This window comes from Yersinia hibernica (assembly GCF_004124235.1).
In the GTDB taxonomy this organism is placed as follows: Bacteria; Pseudomonadota; Gammaproteobacteria; order Enterobacterales; family Enterobacteriaceae; genus Yersinia; species Yersinia hibernica.
Genome location: NZ_CP032487.1, coordinates 4,526,927 through 4,551,161 on the forward strand (window position 1 = coordinate 4,526,927; position 24,235 = coordinate 4,551,161).

Here is a 24,235-nt window from a genome sequence, read left to right on the forward strand (position 1 = left end):
ACTTTACTATAGGATATTTCCTACATTATAGCGTGACGAGGCTCGATTTGGTCTTTTGAAACTGCCGGCTGCTTTCACTAATTTTTTGATGGGGGGCATGGTCAGACTCGATCCGGTTGTTCAGGTATTTAACCTGCCTTGTTTAGCATCATCCCGCAGCTTTCCTTCGTTGATTAAACGAGTGATAGCGCGATAGAGATAAAACCATTTTCCATTGACTTTGATATAGGTTTCATCGAGTTGCCATGAGGAGTCGGTGTAAGTGAATTGATATCGGTTCAACTTCTTACGGAGTAGTGGTACATATTCAATAAACCAACGGTAAATAGTAGAGCGATGAACGGAAATCCCACGCTCTGCCAGCATATCGCTGACATTGGCATAACTCATCGGTGTTGAACCGTAGCACCATAAGCACCACAGGATGATCTCGGGAGCAAAATGTTTCCATTTGAAATCGTTAGGGGTCATGTGGGGTTACTGAAGAAGGAATGAATAGCCTCAGTTTTCATGACAATTCCATTTTTTGCAACAAGCCCAAAAGAAGAGCCTAGTTGATCTGTGTGGAAGTAATCGTATTTACGATGGCATGATGAAAACCAGAGGAAAACGATATTGAGTAATATATTGCGACCGAGAATGGGGCCATATTATTCTGTAGTGGTGTACAAAAACAAACCGAATTTGTAAGCTGGAATATCTGTGATTGGCTTTTTTCGGGGATAATATGAACTATTATGCAGAGGACCACTTCTAGGTATCGTCAATTAACCTGGAAGTGTTATGAAAAAACTGAAACAGCAGTACAAATACTCAGAGGAGTTCTCAGGAGTTCGTCGTAGTTGGGTTCATTATCCTCTACTTAGGAACTGGTTATATAAACGTTTTAGCACTCGGCAGGAAAAGAGTCATTACTACTTGCATTCTATTGAATATAAAGGGTATCCACTAAAACTGAGAGCTGCGCGTGGAAAGCAACTTGCAAACCCATGGGATGATTACCCATCTGATGTTTATCATATAGCCAGAAACTGGAAACACAACTCTAGAAGAAGACGGCAGTACTATCGTTGATGCCGAGTTAATCAGTCAAATGCAATAGGCTTGGAATACAGGCCTATTTTGATGTTTTCAATGGTCAAAACCGTGACTGCGTAAAATATGAGGTAAGAAAATGCCCAGAGTAAGTAGATTGGTCTTGGCCAATTTTAAAAAATTTGAATCTCTGACTCTGGATTTTGAGACCGACATGAATGTACTAATCGGTGATAATGAAGCAGGTAAAAGCAGCGTTCTTTTGGCTATGGATTTGGCGATGAGTGCCAGCCGAAACCGTGTCGAATCTTTGGGTGTGGAATCTCTGCTATCTCTTGCCGCTGTTAAGAAGTTTCAACAAGGCGATAGAAGTCCTGAATTACTTCCATATATTACAGTCGATGTATTCCTGGAAGAAGGCGAAAATCAGGAACTCAACGGCAATCAAAATGCCAAACATCGTCTCGCCGATGGTCTAAGGATGATTGTAGAACCGTTAATTCAGGAATATGGAGAAGATATCAACGCTCTGCTAGGGCAAAACCAAGAGAACTTCCCTTACGAATATTATGCGGTGAAATTTTATACATTTTCAGGAGCGCCTTACGCGAGTTTTAAGCGCTATATAAGGCACCTCATGCTTGATAACTCTCGTATCGACAGCAGTTACGCGGTTCGTGAATATATCCGCACCGTTTTCAATCTGCGAGTCCCTGTTGCGGAGCGGTACAAACTAGAAAACGGCTATCGTCAGGGGAAAAAAAATTTCGAGAAGAGCATCTTACTACAATAAACGAGGCGATTGGTCCTTATCAGTTTGATCTGAGAACGACATCAGACTCAAATCTGGAAACTGACCTTGATCTCACACAAGGAGGAATATCCCTTCTGAACAGAGGTAAAGGCCAGCAGTGCTTCATCAAAACAGAATTTGCTCTTGGCAAGCAAAAATCCAAAGGTGATTTAGATGTGATGCTACTTGAAGAACCAGAGAATCACCTAAGTTTCAATAATATGAAAAAACTGGTTAAGGAATTATCGGGGGCGGATAATACTCAGCTTTTCATTGCCACGCACAGTAGCCATATCTGCTCTAGATTAGATTTGCGGCATGCATTAATGCTTGGACCTGATCGTTCTGTATTGAATTTAAAAGGGCTTTCTCCAGAAACCGCTGACTTTTTCATGAAGGCCCCAGATAATAATATTCTTGAGTTTGCTCTATCAAAAAAGGTAATTTTGGTTGAGGGGGATGCTGAATTTATCTTGCTTGAAGCGCTTTATAGTACGCTTTCAGGAGGAATCTCACCTGAAAATGATGGTGTACATATCATCTCTATCGGCGGAACAAGTTTTAAACGCTACCTTGAACTTGCGAAATTGCTGGGTATCCGTGTGGCTGCAATTCGTGACAATGATAGTAATCACGAAAAAAATTGTGTTCTTAATTATCAAGAATATATCGGAGATGATGCGAAGATTTTTACTGATGACGATAATAGCCGCAGTACATTTGAAATATGTCTTTACCTAGATAATCAAGCGATATGTGAAGAGCTTTTCGCTGCGGGCAGGAAAACACTTACAGTACAGGAGTACATGCTGAGCAATAAAGCTGAAGCAGCTTTCGAATTGCTCAACAAGAAAGCAGCCGAACTGACAGCTCCTAAATATATTAGGGAGGCGGTTAAATGGATAAGACTGTAATTTTTGCGGTGGCTGGTTCCGGAAAAACCACACTGATAATAAGCCAGCTTGAAGAAGGCCGGCGAGCATTGATTATTACTTATACTGACAATAATTATACCCACCTGCGTTTTCAGATAATTCGAAAGTTTGGCTATATGCCAGTCTTCATAACTTTAATGACTTACTTTGAGTTTTTGCATGGCTTTTGTTATAGGCCATTTAAGCAGTTGCAATTGCAAACTCGTGGGCTTAATTTCAAGATACCTCCAGACTTCACCTCGAAATTACCCCGCACGAATATTAAATATTACCGCGATGGTGAAGGCAGGCTTTATCACAACCGTCTGGCAAAGCTTATAGACCAATTTGACGTGATACCGCAGGTCCTCGATCGAATGGAACGATACTATGACGATATTTACGTCGATGAGGTTCAGGATTTTGCAGGACATGATTTTAATCTGCTGACCTCATTGTGTGCGGCTAAGACGCGGGTGCTGTTTGTTGGTGACTTCTTTCAGCATACTTTCGATACCAGTCGTGATGGCAATGTGAATAAAAACTTGCATGATGACATTGCAAAGTATGAGAAAAGGTTCAAATCCGCGGGACTCACGGTCGATAAAATAACGCTTGGACAAACTTGGCGCTGCTCGAAGACAGTTTGTGATTTTATAAAAAAAAATCTTTCAATTGATATAGATGCACAAGATGGCAGAACAACCGACATCATCAATGTTGAGTTAGAAGAACAGGCTAAAACAATATATTTAGATAATAATATTGTGAAGTTATTCTATAGTGAACATTATAAATATGATTGTTTTTCAATGAATTGGGGGGGCTAGTAAGGGACTTGATCATTTCAAGGATGTCTGTATTGTAATGGGAAATAAGATCTGGAAGCAATATCGTGAGGAGAAACTCACCGAAGCTGTTCCTAGTACACGGAACAAGCTCTATGTAGCTTGCTCAAGAGCCAGAGGGGATATTTACTTCATGCCAGATAAACTCATCCGTAAGTTTAAGGCATAAAGTGAACAGAAGTTGAGGCTAAATTGGTGTAAGTGTGCGAAGTGAATTTACAACTACTTTTTCCGTCAACATCTATATTTAGCGATATATTGGCCATAAAATAGCACTAATGTTATATAGGTATATATTATGTTATTAGATGATGAATCACTCTATAGTTTTATGTTTCGAGCTCAGTTATTACATGGATTACGAGAACTTTCTAATCTTACTCACGTTACTGGGCGTTGGAAACGCTTACCTAAACCTCACCCTAAATTAGTCCCCTATTACAAAATATTTCCTAAAAAACACCTAGAGAAATTATTATATTCTTCGGGATTCAAAATCGATAATCCCTTGATAGAAAACCATGAAAAACTGGGTCATGTCTCTATTGAAAATATTTTCTTCAATCCCTATCATAATGTATACTCGTCTAGCATACCTATTCTTTATTGTCATGAATGTATTAAAGAAAGTATAGAAACATGTGGGGTTGGATATTTTAAAAAATCATGGGTATATATGGATAAATGTAAAAAACATCAGAAATTACTTTCTTATTTAAAACCCACATCTAATCTAGAGTTTACTATTTTCAAAGTCATTAGTGGTGTTTTAATTTAACATTTTAGAATTAGGACATTCATTTCCCAAAGAAATGAGCGGAACCAGCTCTCTAATTCTATAAGTAATAATATCCATTTGTCCTTTATTACTATATAGCTAAATGCCTTCCAGAATATATCTTTTGAGTTTAGATAAAGTATTAATGACCCGATTTTATTTTGTATCGACCAGGGGCCATGAGTGCTTTAGGTAAGTTATTCTCTAGCCAGTTTTTATCTTGTCCATAAAGCCAAAAGAAAGCTGCATTACAGCGAGACTTTATTTCTTGTCGAATGGCCATCGGATGAAGTTTTCGATACCGCGCTATATCAGCGCGATATCTACGACGCTTGGACTCCCAACGACACTTCTTTCGATACTCGACTAAATCAGGTTGGCTAGAAATCACCTGTTCAACAGAACCAATACCTATTCCACATCGTTCCGATATAACTTTACGATGTATCCCAGCGTACGCCAATTGAATAATTCGTTGTGTAAGTATTGGAGTTAGAACTTTCGGCTTTAGCTGTAGAAGGATCCTATTTATGTGAGCAAGACGTTTCAAATAACAGCGGCTCTTGCCAGTGACACGATAAACCTCGGATAATGAATGCTTCTGTTGTAGCAATACTAAGCAATTTTGCTCACAGTTGTTACGTGTATTGAAGACAACAGAACGATTTATTTGTGGGGTAATTTTCTGAGAAATATTGATCTCAAATAACTCTTGGGCACTATTAAATAGCCAACTTGTAAATAGTAGGTGCCGAAACGGATGATGGCTGGATCTTTGCTCTAATAACTGAGTAATGTAACGATAATCTTTGGGATGGCGAAAGAATGGGGTATCAAGGCCAGTACGATACTGCCCAACGTCAGCAACAAACTCTCGCATCAAACTTTTACGTCGAACTCGACCAGAATAGGTGATATATCCCAACTCAGCTAAACGAGTTCGATAAACCATTGCTATATCTATTTGTGATGCTTGTTGGCGACTAATAAACTGAAGGAGTTCGAAACCAACATTAGCAACCTTAACCTCACTCTCCAATGCGGGTCTCAAGTAATCATTATGACCCGGCAGCAAACTCACCAAGACCCTTTGACGCTGTGTTAGCTCGTATCTATTAAGTAAATAATGATGAAAAAAACATGCTGTAACTCCCGGGATCTGATGGCTTCGATGCCAGTATGTGACACCGTACCTCAGCAAATCTTGTTGAGCACAGAGTGAGCACCACTTTAAACAAAGCGAGTTTCCGGCCCCAAATGAAGGTAGCTGACTTTCTCGCACAGCTCTGGCCGCTTGGTTAACCAGCAAGAATCTCTTAAGTTGATCTGCATGTAAGGGGACGAAGAAAAAAAATAGTGGGGCCAAAGTTTGCTGTATCAGTAGATCTCCAGCCGTTTCACCACTAGCCTTAGCTATCTGTTTAAGTCCTGACGTCAAAAATGGGTGAATAGAGCTCCTATCTGAACCAAAAATCATACGAAGTAGTTCAGTAACATCATCGCCTGATATCGTGATGTAACGAATCATACGACTTAGTAGCAGTTCATCCGGCAAACACTTAGGTAAAAGCATGTGTTTCCCCCATAATTAAGCTAGCTAAAGATTTTCAATGGGTCTATACAGACTATCCCTGAATTCAGTAACGAATTTAATGGATGACCATCTCTTGAAGCTCGTTGAAATAAGTCTGGATCTGCTATCTGTTTATATAAGTCATCAACATACTGAAGAGTGGAGAGTGCGTGCGCAAACTCAGGATGGTGTGGACGGCTCAAATCCCCTGGGATAATAACAATTCTTGTTCCAACATTAACCATGGTGTCTTGCTTTATTTTTGTCGATGTTTGTAAGCTTTCAACCCTTTTTTCTATTCGCTTGAATATAGTCAGACGTTCACGTTTTATTTCATCGACGACTACTTTTGAAGCTTTAATGGCGATACTTGCGGCATGGTTCAATGTATCGACAGAGAGCTTCTCATCTTGTGAACCAATAACCAGACGTTGGGACTCGCGATAAATCCTTACAGCTAAATCCATATTTCCAATAGATAGTTCATATAACTTATCACTTAGATCTTTTGTTAATGGTGTTTCAACATTAGTCCATTGAAGCCCCCATAATTCATCAATAAATAGGTCCCATTCTTCATCGTTGTTCATTAACTTGACATCAAAATACCCATTACTCTCAGCTCTTCTAGCTGCTTTTAAGGTTTTGCTAAGCAGCTCATTGAACGGTGGGTTAGCACAGAAAAGTATTGGGATCCCTAAATTGTTTACCAGATTATGTAGGAATCCGAGTAGACGATCTGCTCCACCAGTTTTGGCTAAATTTAGGTTCTGCATCTCGTCGATCACCAAAATTCCGAGAAAACTTGATTTAATCCGCGCTTCAATTTGGTCAAGCAGAAGTGGGATCGTTCCTGCTGGTTTGGTTGGTGCAAGAGCAAGCTTCCGATCTAATTCAGTTAGAATTTTGTGACATAGTGCTCTCACACTTGAGTCATCGGGGCAATCAACTTTTACCCACACTACCTGTTTTAAAGGCAGTGCCTTCCCCTGATAACTAGAATGTTCGATAGTGTCATCGAAACAACTTAATATCTGCTCCAGCATACTGGTTTTGCCGACACCACTTTCACCTATAATAGTGATACCACTCCCTCTTGGTTGAAAGAAACCTGTTCGAGGCGCGATGTTGGGACGTCTATCTATTGGATAATGCAGATAATTCATAGTGGTTGGCGAGAAGGGGTTCTTCGTAGAATACCCTTCCTTAATGGCCATCTCAACGGCTCGGAAACAGTCAATATAAATTGGTAATGGTTGCCGAAGCTCTTTAAGGCGCGTTAAATACTCAACCCGTTCAAAGGCATTCAACTTAGTTTCGTCCCTAGTCCTCGCAGGATAAAAGCTCAATTTTTCAATGAGCTTTTCATCATTCAATTTCTCTGGCAACCCTTCAATAAGTGGATTTCCTCTGTGCTCTGGTAGAATCGCCATACGGTATTTCGCCGATGTGATTTTCATTTATTGCAACCCTTCTTACGTTTAAGAAGCGAAATCACTTTACTCGTTCGCTGCGTAACCAACTCCTTCAAATTTGAGAGTTCAACTGAATGTTCCGTTACTACAAAATCATCCCCCGTTATTCTGGCATCCAAAATTGCCTCTTTTCTACGCTCTTTCATACCATTGATACGCTCAGCTTTTGTCGCTAAGGGCATTGTATTTTTGACTTCGTTTTGGGCATGTTTACTAATGGATTTTCTTCGATTATGCCTCTCGATGGACTTACATGTTGGCTTGACGCGCCTTTTCTCAACCGCCTTCCAATCTTTAAAAAATAGTACGTCAGCCATATGTCGTTCATTGAAATTAGAAGAAAAATTCATTAAAGAACATCGGGTGAACCCCTCTCTTTCCTGCAAGCGCACATATATAAATGATGAATTATCTTGGTCTAGTCGGGCTTCCAGTTTCCAATTTTTGCTGGAGCGCGCAATTATCTTCCAGTCTTCAAATTCTCGCCTATCGCACTCATAGTACATCTCATCATTGAGTCGGACCCCTCTACTTGTCATCGACACATGCTCTATTGGTAATAATCTTGCCCGGACCTCACCTTCATCAGCCTTACTCAAAGCATGTCGATGCTTTTTACAATGAATATTCCAATAATTAAGCGGGGTTGGTGCTATCCCTGCTTCAATAAGCAATGTCGTTTGCCCAGCTAACCCATCGAAGATATGGCTGTTGTGATCTAAAACTGCATCAATAAGAAGTTTTGTTACTTCAGCCAAGGTAAGACAAGCATCGAGACGTGGATCACGATCACCTCGAATATACTGACGGCCTCTGGTCGTCCCCACCAGTTCGTGGACTAACTTTTCATTAAGTATCTGGAACCGATGCTCCACAATCCCTTTTAAATCGGCACGGTAGGGAGGGGCAATACTCAAATGTCCAATTAATGGGACAGCGAGTTTCTCTGCTTGATTACAAATAAACTCTCCTCTATCGCATAGAAGTCGCTGTGGAATGTGATTACAAGGCCAGTCTTCATCTTCAATTTCCATTCCAAACCGAGCACAATAATCTTTCTTTGAGGTGAAACTATTTACTAGAGCCTGACGACCCGCTCGCCATGAGGCATACTCCATAGATACATGGATCCCAACAATCATTCTGCTTTCTTTATCAACAACACAGTAAACCGTTGGCCGTCCAAGCACATGGTTACGTTTGAACTCAGATACGATATGGACATCCAGAACTGTTGCATCTAATTCAAAACAACTCCCTGGAACTTCGGTATGATCAGTCGCTTTTCCTCGTAAAGCTCTTCTATTACGCTCAAAATCACCAAGTGTCGTTTGTTTACGAATTAATTCGTTTTTTGGAATGAGTTTCTTGCACCAGTAAATAAAAGTCCGGTAACTCGGAATATTAGGTTCACGATTTTCATTTTCGGCAAGCATTAACTCATTGGCATAAAATTCCTTGAGCATCTGGTCATACATACGGCTAAAACTTACTTTCCTACCTTTAAAACCGTATTTTTTCATGGCTTTAATAAATATGCTCTTATCTACTTCCCTTGTATTAACGCCAGAAAATACCAACATACTGGGTGTTGATAACTGAATTGGCCTACCGCGCTTAACCTCTCCAGAAAATCGTTGTTTTCCTGCGCCGCCAGAGTATTTATAAGCAGGTAACAAAGCGTTTTTTTCTTGCCCGTATTTCCAATAAAGATTTAGTAAACGATAAATATTTTGAACGTATGTACCATTCAGTTTCGCGTAGCTAACCACAATCTTACTTCTAAGATTTAAAGTTACTTCAAGTAAAAAGTTAGGGGCATTAACTAAATTTATAATCAACTCAAAACGTTTATCTCTTAACGCAATATATTCTGTAGAAATTTCTTCTTCAGATACAAGCTGATAGAAAGGAATAGGGAAAGTTGAACTTATTATTTGTCCACGTTTGAAAGAGTTAGCAAACAAGGAATGAGTAACAATAATTGGGCGTTCTAAGCCATTACCATGGGACAATCGAAATAACACCAGATGAGTCCCATCGGGAGAATGCCCTAAGACTCTATATATCCCGTCCAGAACACCATCTGTTTGCATTATTTGCCAGATACTATTTCGCTCAATTAGCATAATTTCGTACCATCTGATGATTTGATATCTTAAGGATTTCTAAGATACCCGTGTCTGCAATAGGTTTGTTAAGGTCAACCTCAATTAGTTTATGCACCATCAATGATTTTAACAAGACGAGTGCATCATCATGTTCTATCCCCATTTCACTGATAAAATCATTACAGATATCTTCAACTAATGCAGTACCGACATGAACAAATAAAAGAGCATGATTCAATAATTCTTCTGAAAATCTGCGTCCCTGTCGGAATTGTGCCGTAAACCATTGAATATTTTTCGATTGAATCTTGTTCTCGTCAGTCATGACAAAAAGTTGAAAACGAATCCCCTGTAGTTGCCACCAGATGCGTTCAATATCCAATTTCTCAGCAATACGCTTATCTTTTAATTGGTCAGTTGGTTTTACAGTTATAGCTTCATACCACGTTCTGGTTCCGTCTGAACATGTCAATACAAAATCGGTTGTCATGACATTAGGTATTTTTGTGTTTGGAACAGTCGGGTGCTTAATATTCAAGGTTTTTGAGATTTTGACGGAAAGATCTAAAGGGAGGAGAGGGAATTGCTCCCTGATATCAATTACTGTGTCACAAAATTCGACAAGATAAAAAAAACAACTCTCATGCTCAGAAAGAGTGTGATGCTCTCGATGAGATTTAATACCTTGTATTTTACCGCTATTACCTCGTGAGCTAACATCCTGTACTCGAAGCCAGGGCTTGTAGGTATCACCCTCTCCAAGCCCATACTTATTCTTCAGGGCCCGCAAGAAGTCAGGTTGAGTATCTAATTTACGCCTCGCCAAGATCCTTCATCTCCACCAGACTTGATGGATCAACTATAGCTTAGTGTACAAACTTTATTATTCTAAAATGAGCTTATGTACAAACTATTTTGTTAGTGTACAAACTTTATTATTCCAGAACAACAAGCTATTGCCTGCGCACAGGCCCAGGCGGAGCTCCAAGCCCATTGGAAGTTATAGCCCCCTAACCAGCCGGTAACATCAACAACCTCGCCAATGAAGTACAGCCCGGGCACTTTATGGGCTTCCATGGTTTTAGAGGAGAGTTCTTGGGTATCGACCCCGCCAATAGTGACTTCAGCAGTGCGATAACCTTCCGTTCCATTAGGTTGTACACGCCATTCTTGCAGATTTGCTATCAAAGCTGCCTGCTGCGGCGTATTTAACTGTTTCAAGGTGACATCCGGCAGTTGCCCCAAAGTCTGGAGACACTCCACTAGCCGCTTCGGTAACCGCTGGGCCAAGGTGTTTTTCAATGTCTGATTAGGATGTGCTTGCCGCTCAGTATTGAGGAATGCCGCTAAGTCAGTATCAGGAAGTAAGTTAATGCTCACATACTCGCCAGGCTGCCAGTAGCTTGAAAGTTGTAAAATGGCTGGCCCAGAAAGGCCACGGTGGGTAAATAAAATACTCTCACGGAAGCTGACACCATTCTCCGCCGTCACCACCGCAGGAACAGAAACACCGGAGAGGGTTTGCAGGTGCTCTAGCAAAGGCTTATGCAGGGTAAAAGGCACCAATGCCGCACGGGTCGGCAAGACTTTCAAACCAAACTGTTCTGCCAGTTTGTAGCCCAAGGGAGAGGCCCCCAGCCCCGGCATCGATAGGCCGCCAGAAGCCACCACAAGTGAGTGAGCGCTTACTTTCTCATCATTCATCTGCAATATAAAGCCGCTATCAATTTTTTCAACCGAGCGAATATCACTACGCAGCCGAATGGTCACTTGCCCCAATTCACACTCTTTTAGCAAAAGCTCCACTACTTGCTGTGCCGAATCATCGCAAAACAATTGCCCCAAGGTTTTCTCATGCCAGGCGATGTTGTAGCGATTCATGAGGTCAATGAAATCCCATTGGGTATAACGCGCCAAAGCAGATTTACAGAAATGTGGATTTTGTGAGAGATAAGCCGCAGGTTCGACAAACATATTGGTGAAATTACAGCGGCCACCGCCAGACATTAGAATCTTGCGCCCGGCTTTCTTGCCATTATCAACCAAAAGTACCCGACGCCCAGCTTGCCCGGCCTGGGCCGCGCAAAATAGGCCCGCAGCACCTGCGCCTATCACTACCACATCAAACTGTTCCACACTGGGCCTCACTGGGTAAAATCATCATCACTGCAAAATTGTCCATTTTCTCGCCGTCTTGCGTATTATTTATTCATTCAACTGATAAATTCGTGGCGAATGATTGTAAGTCGCTCAGTGTCAGGATGCTATAGTAAGAAAATGTCTCAGACGGTAAAACTAAGTAACCTGCTGATATAACATACATATGTTGCTCAAAAAGACAGATTCGTCTGCGGTCATGTCAAAAAAAGGTCATATTTTCCTTTTCCCCACCCCCCATTGTCACTGATAATGCGCCGCGTTCATGTCCACAAACTGGCGTAACGCTTATGCTACATCTTTTCGCTGGCCTGGATTTCCATACCGGCCTAATGTTAGTTCTTGCTTTGTTGTTTGTGCTGTTTTACGAAGCCATCAATGGTTTTCATGACACAGCCAATGCGGTTGCAACCGTAATTTATACCCGCGCCATGCGTTCACAGGTGGCTGTCGTGATGGCAGGGGTATTTAACTTCCTCGGCGTGATGCTGGGCGGATTGAGCGTGGCTTATGCTATCGTTCACTTATTGCCTACTGATCTGCTGTTAAATGTTAGTTCGGCACATGGGTTGGCGATGGTCTTCTCTATGCTGCTGGCTGCGATTATCTGGAATTTGGGCACTTGGTATTTCGGTATCCCAGCCTCCAGTTCACATACGCTGATTGGTGCAATCATCGGTATTGGTTTAACCAATGCATTAATGACCAGTACATCTGTAGTAGATGCGCTGAACGTTCCTAAGATGATTCAAATCTTCCTGTCATTAATCTTATCCCCGATTGTGGGTCTGGTTATTGCTGGGTTGATGGTGTTCCTGCTACGTCGTTACTGGAACGGAACCAAAAAGCAGCAACGTATTCATCTGACACCCGCTGAACGAGAAAAGAAAGACGGTAAACGCAAACCGCCATTCTGGACCCGTACTGCACTGATTATATCGGCTATTGGCGTGAGTTTCTCTCATGGTGCTAACGATGGTCAGAAAGGGATTGGCTTGATCATGCTGGTATTAATCGGCGTGGCTCCGGCTGGATTCGTCGTGAATATGAATGCAACAGGCTATGATATTGCCCGCACCCGCGATGCAGTGACTCATCTGCAACAATATTATCAGCAGCATGTTGAAGTATTACCTCATGCTGTCGCACTCAAGCCACTGGTACCGACACCAGATACATTGCCGAATACACCAGCCCAGTTCCACTGTGATAGTTCACGCGCCATGATAGCAATTGATCATGCACAAGCGCTGTTAACGAATCTGCAAAGCTATGACGACCTGACGGTCGACCAACGTAGCCATATGCGTCGCTTGCTGATGTGTGTTGCAGAAACAGCTGGAACCGTTGCCAAACTGCCAGAAACCAGTGCTGAAGACCGCCGTTTCCTCAATAATCTGCGCACAGATTTGTTAGAAACCGTGGAATATGCACCCACCTGGATTATCGTTGCCGTCGCTCTGGCCCTGTCTTTGGGTACCATGGTTGGCTGGAAACGCGTGGCCGTGACTATCGGTGAGAAGATAGGTAAGAAAGGCATGACCTATGCCCAAGGGGTTTCTGCCCAAATGACGGCCGCAGTATCTATTGGTATCGCCAGCTATACCGGTATGCCAGTATCGACAACTCAAGTGCTTTCTTCTGCTGTTGCCGGCACCATGTTGGTCGATGGCGGCGGTGTGCAGAGCAAGACGGTGAAGAACATTATGTTGGCGTGGGTACTCACCTTGCCAATCTCTATTCTTCTTTCCGGCGGGTTGTACTGGGTCGCGTTGAAGTTTATTTAGTCCAGCGGATGTGTTGCTATCACAGGGCGCGTTAAGCGGAACTGTGATGATACTCAAAGTGCTAACACCGAATTGACAGTAAATAAAAGGCGGCCTGATTAGGTCGCCTTTTTACATACTTTTATGCCAAGAGTTCATACTAATACCACAACATTAACCCCACCAAACTCACTACGACCAAGCCACATAATGCGCTGGTCAGAATAAATTGCCCACGTAACCTTTCACAGCGGCGAATAAACTCCGGATCATGATGATCAAGATAACGTTGAGCAAAAATATAACCGACTAATCTAATCTGCTTGCTCGGCTGACCGTGGGAGGTAAAAAATCCACCGCCATCAACATACTGATACAGCAACGGGTCGCAACCACGTAATACCACTAACAAAGCACGCAGTGATGAATAATAACGTGCCATATTAATCACACATACCACACACAAAGCCCAAAAAAGCGCGACGGTACTGATCATAATCATCCTCCCAGCGATATCACACGCATAAGGTCAGTTTCCCCTGAAACCCTTGCGCCATCGCTCACTCTAGCCGATACAAACACCCCCAGGGCATCAAAAGCCACCCCCTATCGTTCGCTTTCTGATTGTGTCTCGATGCATTATTCACTCGACACACTCCCCGAACGCGTAGGACTCCCTTTATGAGTGTAGGAAATGAAATGAAAAATAACCTGATAATCTCTAAATTAAGCCAAATTTGGCCTTTGTTAAGTATCGATTAGTATTAACTTATAACGGACTTTACCCACAAAAAAATGCTTTCCCTCTGACCAATACCGGCTAAATATTAATCTTTCTTAACTGAATTATATAAATCAAACTGTCATTTTTTGGGGGTTATATCTGCATCACAAATATGGAATTACGCCTTTCACGATATTTTAACCACGCTATACTTAATATAATGATCTGCTTCAAATTCAAGCAGTGCGCCAAGACATTAGGGCAATACGCGGTAGAGTTTAGTCAGTTTTTAGTGTAAAAAAACAGATGCTGACTTTAGTGATCATCATCAAAACAGTGCGTTGTGATCCGTGAAACACTTCAGTTAGGGGTCATAATGGTATGATGTAGATATCGCGTTAGCACCCGTTCAACAGGTTGAATGTTTGCTTACCCATTAATTAACATTATGGAAGGAGTTTACTTATGGCTTACAAACATATTCTCATTGCGGTTGACCTATCCCCGGAAAGTAAGGTGTTAGTGGAAAAAGCGGTCTCCATGGCCCGGCCGTATAATGCCAAAGTTTCCCTAATCCATGTTGATGTTAACTATTCCGATCTCTATACCGGCCTGATTGACGTCAATCTGGGCGATATGCAAAAACGCATTTCTGAAGAAACACACAATGCTTTGACCGAGCTTTCACAAAATGCTGGCTACCCCATTGAACAAACTCTGAGTGGCAGTGGTGATTTGGGCCAGGTATTGGTTGATGCCATTAAGAAATACGATATGGACTTGGTGTTATGCGGTCATCATCAGGATTTCTGGAGCAAGCTGATGTCTTCAGCACGCCAGCTAATCAATACCGTTCATGTCGATATGCTCATCGTACCACTGCGCGATGATGAAAATGGTGAAGACGATTAAGCTGCTTGAGTGTCAATAGTTCAGCATCATCACCTCTGACGCCCGCCTTTAGCGGGCGTTTTTTATGCTGAAACCCGCACCCACCCTATATCTCCACACATTAATAATCCTGCTAAATTTTTAGCAAAATCCCTTGCGGCATGAATATAAACCAGTGATATAGTCGATGATGCACAACATCGTCTCCTCACTATTTTGGATAATAATAATAGGCTGCAAAAATCTGTTAGGAGAGTCTTAATTGGTACAAGGAATTATTAGTGATGAATGGTTTAAATTCTCTGGAGTCATTTTTAGAATCTTTACAACAACGTGATGCCAACCAACCAGAATATCTCCAAGCCGTACGTGAAGTTTTCACGTCACTTTGGCCCTTTCTGGAGCAAAACCCACACTACCGTGAACAAAGCCTACTGGAACGTTTAGTCGAACCAGAGCGCGTCATTCAATTCCGCGTTGCCTGGACGAATGACCAAGGTCAGGTTCAAGTCAACCGCGCATGGCGCGTTCAGTTTAACTCCGCAATTGGCCCTTATAAGGGCGGTATGCGCTTTCATCCATCAGTCAACTTATCCATTCTTAAGTTCCTCGGTTTTGAACAGACCTTTAAAAATGCCCTGACAACATTGCCAATGGGCGGCGGTAAAGGCGGTTCTGATTTTAATCCGAAAGGGAAAAGCCAAGCTGAAGTGATGCGTTTTTGCCAGGCATTGATGACCGAACTATATCGCCATCTTGGCCCGGATACTGATGTTCCTGCGGGTGATATTGGTGTTGGCGGTCGCGAAGTGGCCTTTATGTCCGGCATGATGAAAAAACTGTCCAATAACACCGCCTGCGTTTTCACCGGTAAAGGGCTCTCTTTTGGCGGCAGCCTGATTCGCCCAGAAGCCACCGGTTATGGCTTAGTCTATTTCACTGATGCCATGCTAAAACGCCACGGTTTAGGTTTTGAGGGAAGAAAAGTTTCGGTTTCCGGTGCTGGTAACGTGGCACAGTACACTATCGAAAAAGCCATGGAATTGGGTGCTCGCGTTATTACTGCTTCCGATTCAGGCGGCACGGTGGTCGATGAAGCTGGTTTCACACCGGAAAAACTGGCCCACCTGGCTGAGATTAAAAACAAACGTTATGGTCGCATCGAAGATTATGCCCGCGAACGTAATCTGGTGTATTTAGCCGACCAACAGCCGTGGAGTGTGCCGGTTGATATCGCCCTGCCTTGTGCAACACAGAATGAGCTGGATTTAGCTGCCGCCCGTCAGTTGATTGCCAATGGGGTTAAAGCTGTTGCTGAAGGCGCTAATATGCCGACCACCATTCAGGCAACTGATGCCTTCCTGGATGCCGGAGTGCTGTTTGCGCCGGGCAAAGCAGCTAATGCCGGTGGCGTGGCGACCTCTGGTCTGGAAATGGCACAGAATGCGGCGCGCCTGAGCTGGAAGTCAGAGAAAGTGGATGTTCGTTTGCACCACATCATGCTGGATATTCACCAATCCTGTGTTGAATATGGCGGCGATGGTAAGCAAACCCACTATGTCCATGGCGCTAATATTGCCGCCTTTGTCAAAGTAGCAGATGCCATGCTGGCCCAAGGTGTGCTGTAAATAAAACCGAACCCCATATTCTTTGCGCAAAGAATATGGGAATTTATCTTTTAATCATTAATATCTCGAATAGTTAATTCATTCTGATATGCACTCCATTGTATTTTTTAAGATAAAGCTCATTTAAATAATCACCGCCTCCAGTAATATTCCACCTGGTATTAATCGATTTCTAAACTCTTTATTTTTGCTTATCAAGAGATAATCATGACCAGACAACGTAAAATGACAGACAGTAATATACCCTATGAAGAGAATGTCATTTCAAAAGAAAAATTAAAGAAAGAAATAATTAATAAGTTAACTTCTTATCATTCATGGCGTAATAATCAAAATCATAAAATCACCACAATTTATTATTCATTTAGCCAAAGTTATTCACTGTGGGAAACGGATATCAAAACACAGCAAGGTGCGCCGATATTCTCATTTAATCACCAGCAAATTAACCAAGCTAAAGCGGCAATGCAAAGCTATGCCGATGTCGCCAATATTCGATTTATTCAAGCATCCGGGAGCAACTCTGCAAATCTATTATTTTTAAATTATGAGAAAGAAGTCGACAATGCTTCGGGCTATGCTTATTACCCCAACAGTGGCGGCTTTAGCCCAATATGGGTTAATTACGCGAGACAAGATGCCCCGACCCCCACAATAACCAACTATGGTGGACATATCATCATTCACGAAGTCGGCCATGCATTGGGATTAGCCCACACCCATACACCCCATGGCTATACACAGCAAGTCAGTGTGATGAGTTATTTGCCAATGAAATACTCTAGCTCGGACGATCACCACTGCTATCCATCAACGCCGCAAATGCTTGACATCTCAACCATGCAATATCTCTATGGCGCTAATCTGCGCACACGCACCGGTGCAACTATTTATGGTTTCAATTCTAATAGCGAGCGCGAGTATTTCAGCGCCTATAATAACCACGATGAGTTAATATTCTGTGTATGGGATGCAGGCGGCATTGATACGTTTGATTTCTCCGGTTATCAGCAAAACCAAAAGATCAATCTTAATGAACTCAGTTTCTCTGATATTGGTGGCTTAAAAGGAAATGTTTCAATTGCCGCAGATGTTATTATTGAAAATGCTATTGGCGGCAGTGGCAATGATGATATTAGGGGTAACAGTGTTGATAATAAATTAACCGGTCGACTAGGTGCAGACCAACTCTGGGGCGGTGGGGGTAATAACACTTTTGTGTATATTAGCGATAGTGATTCATTAACAACCGCTGCGGATATTATCCATGATTTTAAAATAAATAACGACAAAATAGATTTATCATCATTACTTTCTGAGGATTGCGATATACAGTTGGTTGATAAGTTTACGTTTGGAAAAGTTAATGATCAGGTAGAAATCATGCAAATATTTGATAAAGATATCGATATAACATACTTGCTGATTGACCTTAATAATAACTTGCATGAAAACGATATGATGATAAAACTCACCGGCAAACATCAGCTAACACTCAATAACTTTATTGTTAGCCCGATACTCGCAGCATAATCTTTATACCTTTAAACCAAAGCTGAAATATAAAGGATATGGGCGGAAAGACGTCAAGATGCAGGTCTAAAATACAATTACCATATTGAATTTAAATGATTTTACACATCATTCGCCAGCATCTTGATGCTTCATTGGATATCACCCCACCGCCACATCAAACCAAAGGAGGATAGATATCAAAACGGTGGCTTTTCGTCGTCACCGCTGCCGGAGCAGCTACTCCAGCTAGCGGCTCCGCATAATCTGGCCGCTTAACCACCACTCGTTTGGTAGCCAAAGCCCGCGCCGGTGCCAATAAGCCATCGGCATCTTCATCAGCCCCCACCAGTGATTGGAATACCCGCATTTCCTTTTTAACCAACGCACTTTTTTGCCGATGCGGGTACATAGGGTCGAGATAGACCACTTCCGGGCGAGGGTCAATCTCTGTCAACGCCGTCAAACTGGATGCATGCAGCAACGTTAATCGCTCGCGCAACCATGGGCCAATTTCGCCATCCTGATAGCCACGGCGCAGCCCGTCATCCAGCAATGCAGCGACCACCGGATTGCGCTCTAACATTTGTACATGGCAACCCAGCGCCGCCAGGACAAAAGCATCGCGCCCCAACCCCGCAGTGGCATCGACAACCCGTGGAAGATAGCCTTTTTTAATGCCCACCGCTTTGGCGACCGCCTCACCGCGCCCGCCACCAAATTTACGACGGTGAGCCAGTGTGCCGGAGACAAAATCAACATAAATACCGCCGAGTTTCGGCTCGTCTCGTTTGCGCAGTTCAAGGCGCTCAGGAGTGAGCACTAGCGCCATTGTCGCCTGCTCATCAGCCACCAAACCCCAGCGCTCGGCCAGAATAGATAAGGCGCCGGGATCGGCGCCTGCTTCTGACAATAAACAAATACTTACCTGTGGCACATTCTAGCCCTTAATACCGTAATGGCGCAGCATAGCATCCAATTGCGGCTCACGGCCACGGAAGCGCTTGAATAGGGTCATTGGCTCCTCGGAACCGCCACAGGACAGAATATTATCGAGGAATGACTGGCCAGTTGCGGCATTGAAAATACCTTCTTCTTCAAAACGCGAGAACGCATCAGCAGAAAGCACTTCCGCCCATAGATAACTGTAATAGCCCGCGGCATAACCACCGGCAAAGATATGGCTAAAGGCATGTGGGAAGCGGCCCCAAGTTGGCGATGGCACCACCGCGACCTGCTTTTTCACTTCATACAGGACGGGCAGAATCTGCGCGCCAGTCAGCGGATCAAACTCATAATGCATGCGGAAATCGAACAGCCCGAACTCCAGTTGGCGCAGGATAAACAGTGCCGCCTGATAGTTTTTTGCGGCCAATAGTTTATCCAACATTTCTTGTGGCAGGGGTTCATGGGTTTCGTAATGCCCCGAAATGAAAGCCAGCGCTTCGGGTTCCCAGCACCAGTTTTCCATAAACTGGCTTGGCAACTCGACCGCATCCCACGGCACGCCATTGATACCCGAGACACCGGCGGTATCAATTTTGGTCAGCATATGATGCAAGCCATGGCCGAATTCATGGAACAATGTGGTCACTTCGTTATGTGTGAACAGCGCCGGTTTGCCGCCCACTGGCCCATTAAAGTTGCAGGTCAGGTAAGCCACTGGTTTTTGTAATTGACCATTTGCCAAGCGCAGGCTGCCAACACAATCATCCATCCAAGCCCCACCGCGCTTGTGTTCACGGGCATACAAGTCCAGATAGAAGCTGCCGCGCAGTTCGCCACTGGCATCATATAACTCGAAGAAACGCACATCAGGATGCCAAGTATCTACATCATGGCGCTCTTGGGCGGTAATGCCATAAATACGTTTAACAACCTCAAACAGCCCCTCGACCACCCGCTGTTCCGGGAAGTAAGGCCGTAATTGCTCGTCACTGATGGAGAACAAATGCTGCTTTTGCTTCTCGGAATAATAAGTGATATCCCACGCAGCCAACTCACTGACACCATAGTGTTTTTCAGCAAAAGCCTGTAACTGGGCCAGCTCTTCTTCTGCTTGTGGGCGAGCGCGTTTGGCTAAATCATTTAAGAAGCCCAGCACCTGCTGTGGGCTTTCTGCCATTTTGGTCGCCAGCGATTTATCGGCATAGCTGCTAAAGCCCAATAATTGAGCCAATTCATGACGTAAGGTCAGAATTTCGGCCATGACTTCGCTATTATCCCATTTGCCGGCATTCGGCCCCTGATCAGAAGCGCGAGTGGCAAAGGCGCGGTACATCTCTTCGCGCAGTTCAGCATTGTCGGCATAAGTCAGCACGGGCAAGTAACTTGGCATGTCCAGTGTCAGTAACCAGCCGTCCTGCTCTTTGGCTGCGGCCATGGCTTTAGCCGCGGCTAATGCGCTTTCTGGCAGGCCCTTCAGTTGTTCGACATCAGTAATCAGTTTGCTCCAACCCATGGTGGCATCCAGCACATTATTGCTGTAAGTCGACCCCAACTCAGACAAGCGGGCGACGATTTCGCCGTAACGTTTTTGCTGTTCTGGCGCCAAACCAATACCGGATAACTGGAAATCACGCAGCGCGTTTTCTACCGCTTTGCGCTGTGGTGCGGTCAGGGCATCAAATCCCGGCCCTTCTTTCAAACTGACATAAGCCTGATATAACCCTTTATGCTGCCCCGCCCAAGTGCCGTATTCCGATAACAGTGGCAAACTTTGCTCATAAGCTGCACGTAATTCCGGGCTGTTTTTGACTGAATTTAAATGCCCCACTGGCGACCAAATGCGCGATAAGCGGTCATCAGATTCCGCCAGTGGTTGGCACAAATTATCCCAGGTGAAAGGGCCTGGCTGGGCAACAACCCGCTCCACCGCTTGACGGCATTCATCCAGAGCGGATTTCACCGCGGGCACGATATCTTCAGGGCGGATAGCAGAAAATGGCGGCAGGGAGAACGGGGTCAACAGCGGATTTGTCATAAGGTTGTCCTGATTATTTTTGAATTTCAGCGCCAGACCATGCCCGGCAACAGAGAATAAATGGTGCATTAATAATTAACATGAGGTCGGTCAGCATGAAAATCAATGGCTGGCGGGTGAATCAAGCACCTCGACTAACTCAAATTGCTCAAAGACTAATAGCATGTCAGGCGCGAAGTACCCGGATCGTTCAAAAAAAGCTCGATGCTCTTGCTGCCAATACGCCAGGCTTTTGTCGCCCTCACCCTCTTTGGCCGCCATTTCTGCTGTGACATCACAATAACGGATGAGTGTTAAACCGATGGTCCTGATGACGCAAAGTGGCTTATTGCAGCCATCAAGAATGATATTGTAGTCACCAATTCCCGGGGAACTCTCTGATTTGTATGCATCATAAGTACCGCATGAGGCGATTTTGGTGCCGTTTATCACCAACTGTGCCAACTCATCGGCCATTGCAGGGCTATCACCAAAAGACCATTGCAGAGCCTGTGGATATCTTTCGGCGAGCATTTTTTTATTCACGATTATCTCCAGTGCGTTGAGCAAGGTATTCACCACAGATTAATGCTTTTCACTTTTTATGCACCAGACAGTTTATACTAGTTGCCATAATGTGTTGGCTGCGGTTTCTGGCGACAATATTTTGTCACACTCACCGAGAAAGACCGCAAGAAACACCGCCGCAATGTACTGAATATCAATTGGTTAAAATAAAATGTTGAGTTACCGCCATAGTTTTCACGCCGGCAACCATGCCGACGTTCTTAAACATACCGTTCAAAGTCTGATTATTGAGTCTTTGAAAGAAAAAGAAAAACCGTTCCTTTATCTGGATACTCACGCCGGTGCCGGCCGCTATCAGTTAAGCGGCGAGCATGCCGAGCGTACCGGTGAATACCTCGAAGGTATCGGCCAACTGTGGCAACGCGATGACTTACCCGCTGATTTAGCCCCGTACATGAGTGCTATCCATTACTTTAACCGTGGTGATAAATTACGTTATTATCCCGGTTCACCACTGATTGCCCGTCATTTACTGCGTGAATACGACAAAATCCATCTGACCGAATTGCACCCAAGTGATTATCCGCTGCTGCGCAATGAATTTGCCAAAGATGAACGCGCCAAAGTACAGCGAGCTGATGGTTATCAACAGCTTAAATCACAGCTCCCGCCGCCATCACGCCGTGGTTTGATTCTTATCGATCCACCGTATGAAATGAAAACCGACTATCAGGACGTGGTAAAAGGTATTCAGGAAGGTTATAAACGCTTTGCGACGGGTACTTATGCATTATGGTACCCAGTGGTTTTACGTCAGCAAATCAAACGATTATTACGGGATCTGGAGGCCACGGGCATCCGCCGTATTTTACAAATTGAATTAGCTGTGCGCCCAGACAGTGACCAACACGGTATGACAGCCTCTGGCATGATTGTGATTAATCCACCGTGGAAATTGGAGCAGCAAATGAACACGCTGTTGCCATGGCTGCACAAAGCACTGGTGCCATCCGGCCACGGCCATACGCTGGTGAAATGGGTAGTGCCGGAATAAACCTTGCCTAAATCAATTGGTCACGCGAATCAGAGCCATTGATGCAACCTTTGCGACAAAACGCTAGCAAAGGTTAAACTCTTAGGCAAATTTTAAACAACTCTTGATGGAAACGACCCTGATGACCAAACATTACGACTATCTAGCAATTGGCGGTGGCAGTGGCGGGATAGCATCTATCAACCGGGCTGCGATGTATGGCAAAAAATGTGCGCTTATCGAAGCTAAACAGCTTGGTGGTACTTGTGTAAACGTTGGCTGTGTACCGAAAAAAGTGATGTGGCATGCGGCACAAATTGCCGAAGCTATTCATCTATACGGCCCAGATTACGGTTTCAACACCACAGTGAATCATTTCGATTGGAAAAAGCTGATTGCCAATCGTACTGCTTACATCGATCGTATTCATCAGTCTTATGAGCGCGGCTTAGGTAATAACAAAGTGGATGTTATTCATGGTTTCGCGCGTTTTGTTGATGCGCATACCGTGGAAGTGAACGGCGAGAAAATTACCGCCGATCACATCTTAATCGCCACTGGGGGTCGCCCAAGTCACCCCAATATCCCTGGCGCTGAATACGGTATCGACTCCGATGGCTTCTTCGAATTGGACGAGATGCCAAAACGCGTTGCGGTGGTGGGTGCTGGTTATATCGCGGTAGAAATCGCCGGTGTACTCAATGGGTTAGGGACAGAAACACATCTGTTTGTGCGCAAACATGCACCACTGCGTACTTTTGATCCGTTGATTGTTGAAACCCTGTTGGAAGTGATGAACACCGAAGGGCCAAAACTGCATACCGAAGCGGTGCCAAAAGCGGTTATCAAAAATGCCGATGGCAGCCTGACGCTGCAACTGGAAAACGGCACTGAAGTGACTGTCGACCACCTGATTTGGGCAATCGGCCGTGAGCCGGCGACGGATAACCTGAATCTGCCTGCCAGTGGTGTCAAAACCAATGAAAAAGGCTATATTGAGGTCGATAAGTTCCAGAATACTAACGTCAAAGGTATCTACGCCGTTGGCGATAATACCGGTGCTGTTGAGCTAACGCCGGTGGCCGTTGCTGCGGGTCGCCGTCTATCCGAGCGCCTGTTCAATAACAAGCCGGATGAGCATCTGGATTATAGCAACATCCCGACGGTGGTATTCAGCCACCCGCCTATCGGCACTATTGGTCTGACTGAACCGCAAGCCCGCGAGAAGTTTGGTGATGACCAAGTGAAAGTATACAAATCGTCATTCACCGCGATGTACAGCGCGGTGACTCAACACCGCCAGCCATGCCGCATGAAGTTAGTTTGTGTCGGCGCGCAAGAGAAGATTGTCGGCATCCATGGGATTGGTTTCGGAATGGATGAAATCCTGCAGGGGTTCGCTGTTGCCGTGAAGATGGGCGCAACCAAGAAAGATTTCGACAACACTGTTGCTATCCACCCAACCGCTGCTGAAGAATTTGTGACCATGCGCTAAGACTGGGTCAGT

17 protein-coding genes and 2 pseudogenes are annotated in these 24,235 nt (G+C 44.1%); 9 read left to right on the forward strand and 10 right to left on the reverse strand.

The window, feature by feature from the left end; all coding sequences use genetic code 11:
• Positions 1-33 precede the first annotated feature (33 nt).
• Positions 34-471, reverse strand: a pseudogene (locus D5F51_RS21245) (IS6 family transposase); the annotation flags it as partial.
• Between the two features lie 703 nt (positions 472-1,174).
• Here D5F51_RS21245 and D5F51_RS21255 point away from each other — a divergent pair.
• The 3 genes and pseudogenes from D5F51_RS21255 (at position 1,175) to D5F51_RS21265 (ending at position 4,368) form a co-directional block, all read left to right on the forward strand.
• Positions 1,175-2,742, forward strand: a pseudogene (locus D5F51_RS21255) (ATP-dependent nuclease).
• Positions 2,727-3,572, forward strand: coding sequence for a DEAD/DEAH box helicase (locus D5F51_RS21260; protein WP_315851184.1), 846 nt, complete (start codon positions 2,727-2,729; stop codon positions 3,570-3,572). Before D5F51_RS21255 ends, D5F51_RS21260 begins: the two are co-directional and overlap by 16 nt.
• A gap of 316 nt (positions 3,573-3,888) precedes the next feature.
• Positions 3,889-4,368 carry a hypothetical protein gene (locus D5F51_RS21265; RefSeq protein WP_129198925.1) on the forward strand — a complete coding sequence of 160 codons (480 nt, stop codon included), beginning with the start codon at positions 3,889-3,891 and terminating at the stop codon, positions 4,366-4,368.
• A 142-nt stretch (positions 4,369-4,510) separates the two neighbouring features.
• Here D5F51_RS21265 and D5F51_RS21270 read toward each other — a convergent pair whose 3' ends face one another.
• The 5 genes from D5F51_RS21270 to D5F51_RS21290 all read right to left on the reverse strand — a co-directional run bounded on the left by D5F51_RS21270 (position 4,511) and on the right by D5F51_RS21290 (position 11,663).
• Entirely contained in the window at positions 4,511-5,941 is a 1,431-nt protein-coding gene (locus D5F51_RS21270) for a TnsD family Tn7-like transposition protein (protein ID WP_050076677.1), read from the reverse strand.
• A gap of 20 nt (positions 5,942-5,961) precedes the next feature.
• Positions 5,962-7,401, reverse strand: a complete 1,440-nt coding sequence (locus D5F51_RS21275) for an ATP-binding protein (RefSeq protein WP_129198927.1) — start codon at positions 7,399-7,401, stop codon at positions 5,962-5,964.
• The gene (locus D5F51_RS21280) at positions 7,398-9,545 is read right to left on the reverse strand and encodes a DDE-type integrase/transposase/recombinase (protein ID WP_129198929.1); all 2,148 of its coding nucleotides are present in this window, start codon (positions 9,543-9,545) and stop codon (positions 7,398-7,400) included. Before D5F51_RS21280 ends, D5F51_RS21275 begins: the two co-directional genes overlap by 4 nt.
• On the reverse strand, positions 9,535-10,353 hold the full coding sequence (locus D5F51_RS21285) for a TnsA endonuclease N-terminal domain-containing protein (RefSeq protein ID WP_050076674.1): 819 nt from the start codon (positions 10,351-10,353) through the stop codon (positions 9,535-9,537). Before D5F51_RS21285 ends, D5F51_RS21280 begins: the two co-directional genes overlap by 11 nt.
• A 92-nt stretch (positions 10,354-10,445) precedes the next feature.
• On the reverse strand, positions 10,446-11,663 hold the full coding sequence (locus D5F51_RS21290; protein ID WP_129198931.1) for a BaiN/RdsA family NAD(P)/FAD-dependent oxidoreductase: 1,218 nt from the start codon (positions 11,661-11,663) through the stop codon (positions 10,446-10,448).
• Positions 11,664-11,974: 311 nt separating this feature from the next.
• Here D5F51_RS21290 and pitA point away from each other — a divergent pair, with 311 nt between their 5' ends.
• On the forward strand, positions 11,975-13,471 hold the full coding sequence (gene pitA / locus D5F51_RS21295) for an inorganic phosphate transporter PitA (RefSeq protein WP_025376554.1): 1,497 nt from the start codon (positions 11,975-11,977) through the stop codon (positions 13,469-13,471).
• A gap of 139 nt (positions 13,472-13,610) precedes the next feature.
• Here pitA and uspB read toward each other — a convergent pair whose 3' ends face one another.
• Positions 13,611-13,946 (reverse strand): universal stress protein UspB, encoded by a 336-nt coding sequence (gene uspB / locus D5F51_RS21300; RefSeq protein ID WP_005187112.1) that lies wholly within the window; start codon positions 13,944-13,946, stop codon positions 13,611-13,613.
• 693 nt (positions 13,947-14,639) lie between these two features.
• Between uspB and uspA the strand changes: the two genes are divergently transcribed.
• The 3 genes from uspA (at position 14,640) to D5F51_RS21315 (ending at position 18,226) form a co-directional block, all read left to right on the forward strand.
• Positions 14,640-15,086, forward strand: a complete 447-nt coding sequence (gene uspA, locus D5F51_RS21305; protein WP_005157389.1) for a universal stress protein UspA — start codon at positions 14,640-14,642, stop codon at positions 15,084-15,086.
• 263 nt (positions 15,087-15,349) lie between these two features.
• Positions 15,350-16,693 carry an NADP-specific glutamate dehydrogenase gene (gene gdhA, locus D5F51_RS21310; RefSeq protein ID WP_025376553.1) on the forward strand — a complete coding sequence of 448 codons (1,344 nt, stop codon included), beginning with the start codon at positions 15,350-15,352 and terminating at the stop codon, positions 16,691-16,693.
• Between the two features lie 201 nt (positions 16,694-16,894).
• Positions 16,895-18,226, forward strand: coding sequence for a M57 family metalloprotease (locus tag D5F51_RS21315; RefSeq protein ID WP_391592416.1), 1,332 nt, complete (start codon positions 16,895-16,897; stop codon positions 18,224-18,226).
• Between the two features lie 157 nt (positions 18,227-18,383).
• On the opposite strand, the gene rsmJ is transcribed toward D5F51_RS21315, so the two are convergent.
• The 3 genes from rsmJ to D5F51_RS21330 all read right to left on the reverse strand — a co-directional run bounded on the left by rsmJ (position 18,384) and on the right by D5F51_RS21330 (position 21,701).
• Complete coding sequence (gene rsmJ, locus D5F51_RS21320) at positions 18,384-19,142, reverse strand: 16S rRNA (guanine(1516)-N(2))-methyltransferase RsmJ (RefSeq protein ID WP_129198933.1); 759 nt, start codon at positions 19,140-19,142, stop codon at positions 18,384-18,386.
• Between the two features lie 3 nt (positions 19,143-19,145).
• Entirely contained in the window at positions 19,146-21,188 is a 2,043-nt protein-coding gene (prlC, locus tag D5F51_RS21325) for an oligopeptidase A (protein ID WP_129198935.1), read from the reverse strand.
• Positions 21,189-21,290: 102 nt separating this feature from the next.
• Positions 21,291-21,701 carry an ASCH domain-containing protein gene (locus tag D5F51_RS21330; RefSeq protein ID WP_129199542.1) on the reverse strand — a complete coding sequence of 137 codons (411 nt, stop codon included), beginning with the start codon at positions 21,699-21,701 and terminating at the stop codon, positions 21,291-21,293.
• Between the two features lie 205 nt (positions 21,702-21,906).
• Here D5F51_RS21330 and D5F51_RS21335 point away from each other — a divergent pair, with 205 nt between their 5' ends.
• Together D5F51_RS21335 and gorA are read left to right on the forward strand one after the other, a co-directional pair.
• The gene (locus tag D5F51_RS21335; protein WP_025376548.1) at positions 21,907-22,749 is read left to right on the forward strand and encodes a 23S rRNA (adenine(2030)-N(6))-methyltransferase RlmJ; all 843 of its coding nucleotides are present in this window, start codon (positions 21,907-21,909) and stop codon (positions 22,747-22,749) included.
• A gap of 121 nt (positions 22,750-22,870) precedes the next feature.
• On the forward strand, positions 22,871-24,223 hold the full coding sequence (gorA, locus tag D5F51_RS21340; protein WP_129198937.1) for a glutathione-disulfide reductase: 1,353 nt from the start codon (positions 22,871-22,873) through the stop codon (positions 24,221-24,223).
• Positions 24,224-24,235: the final 12 nt, after the last annotated feature.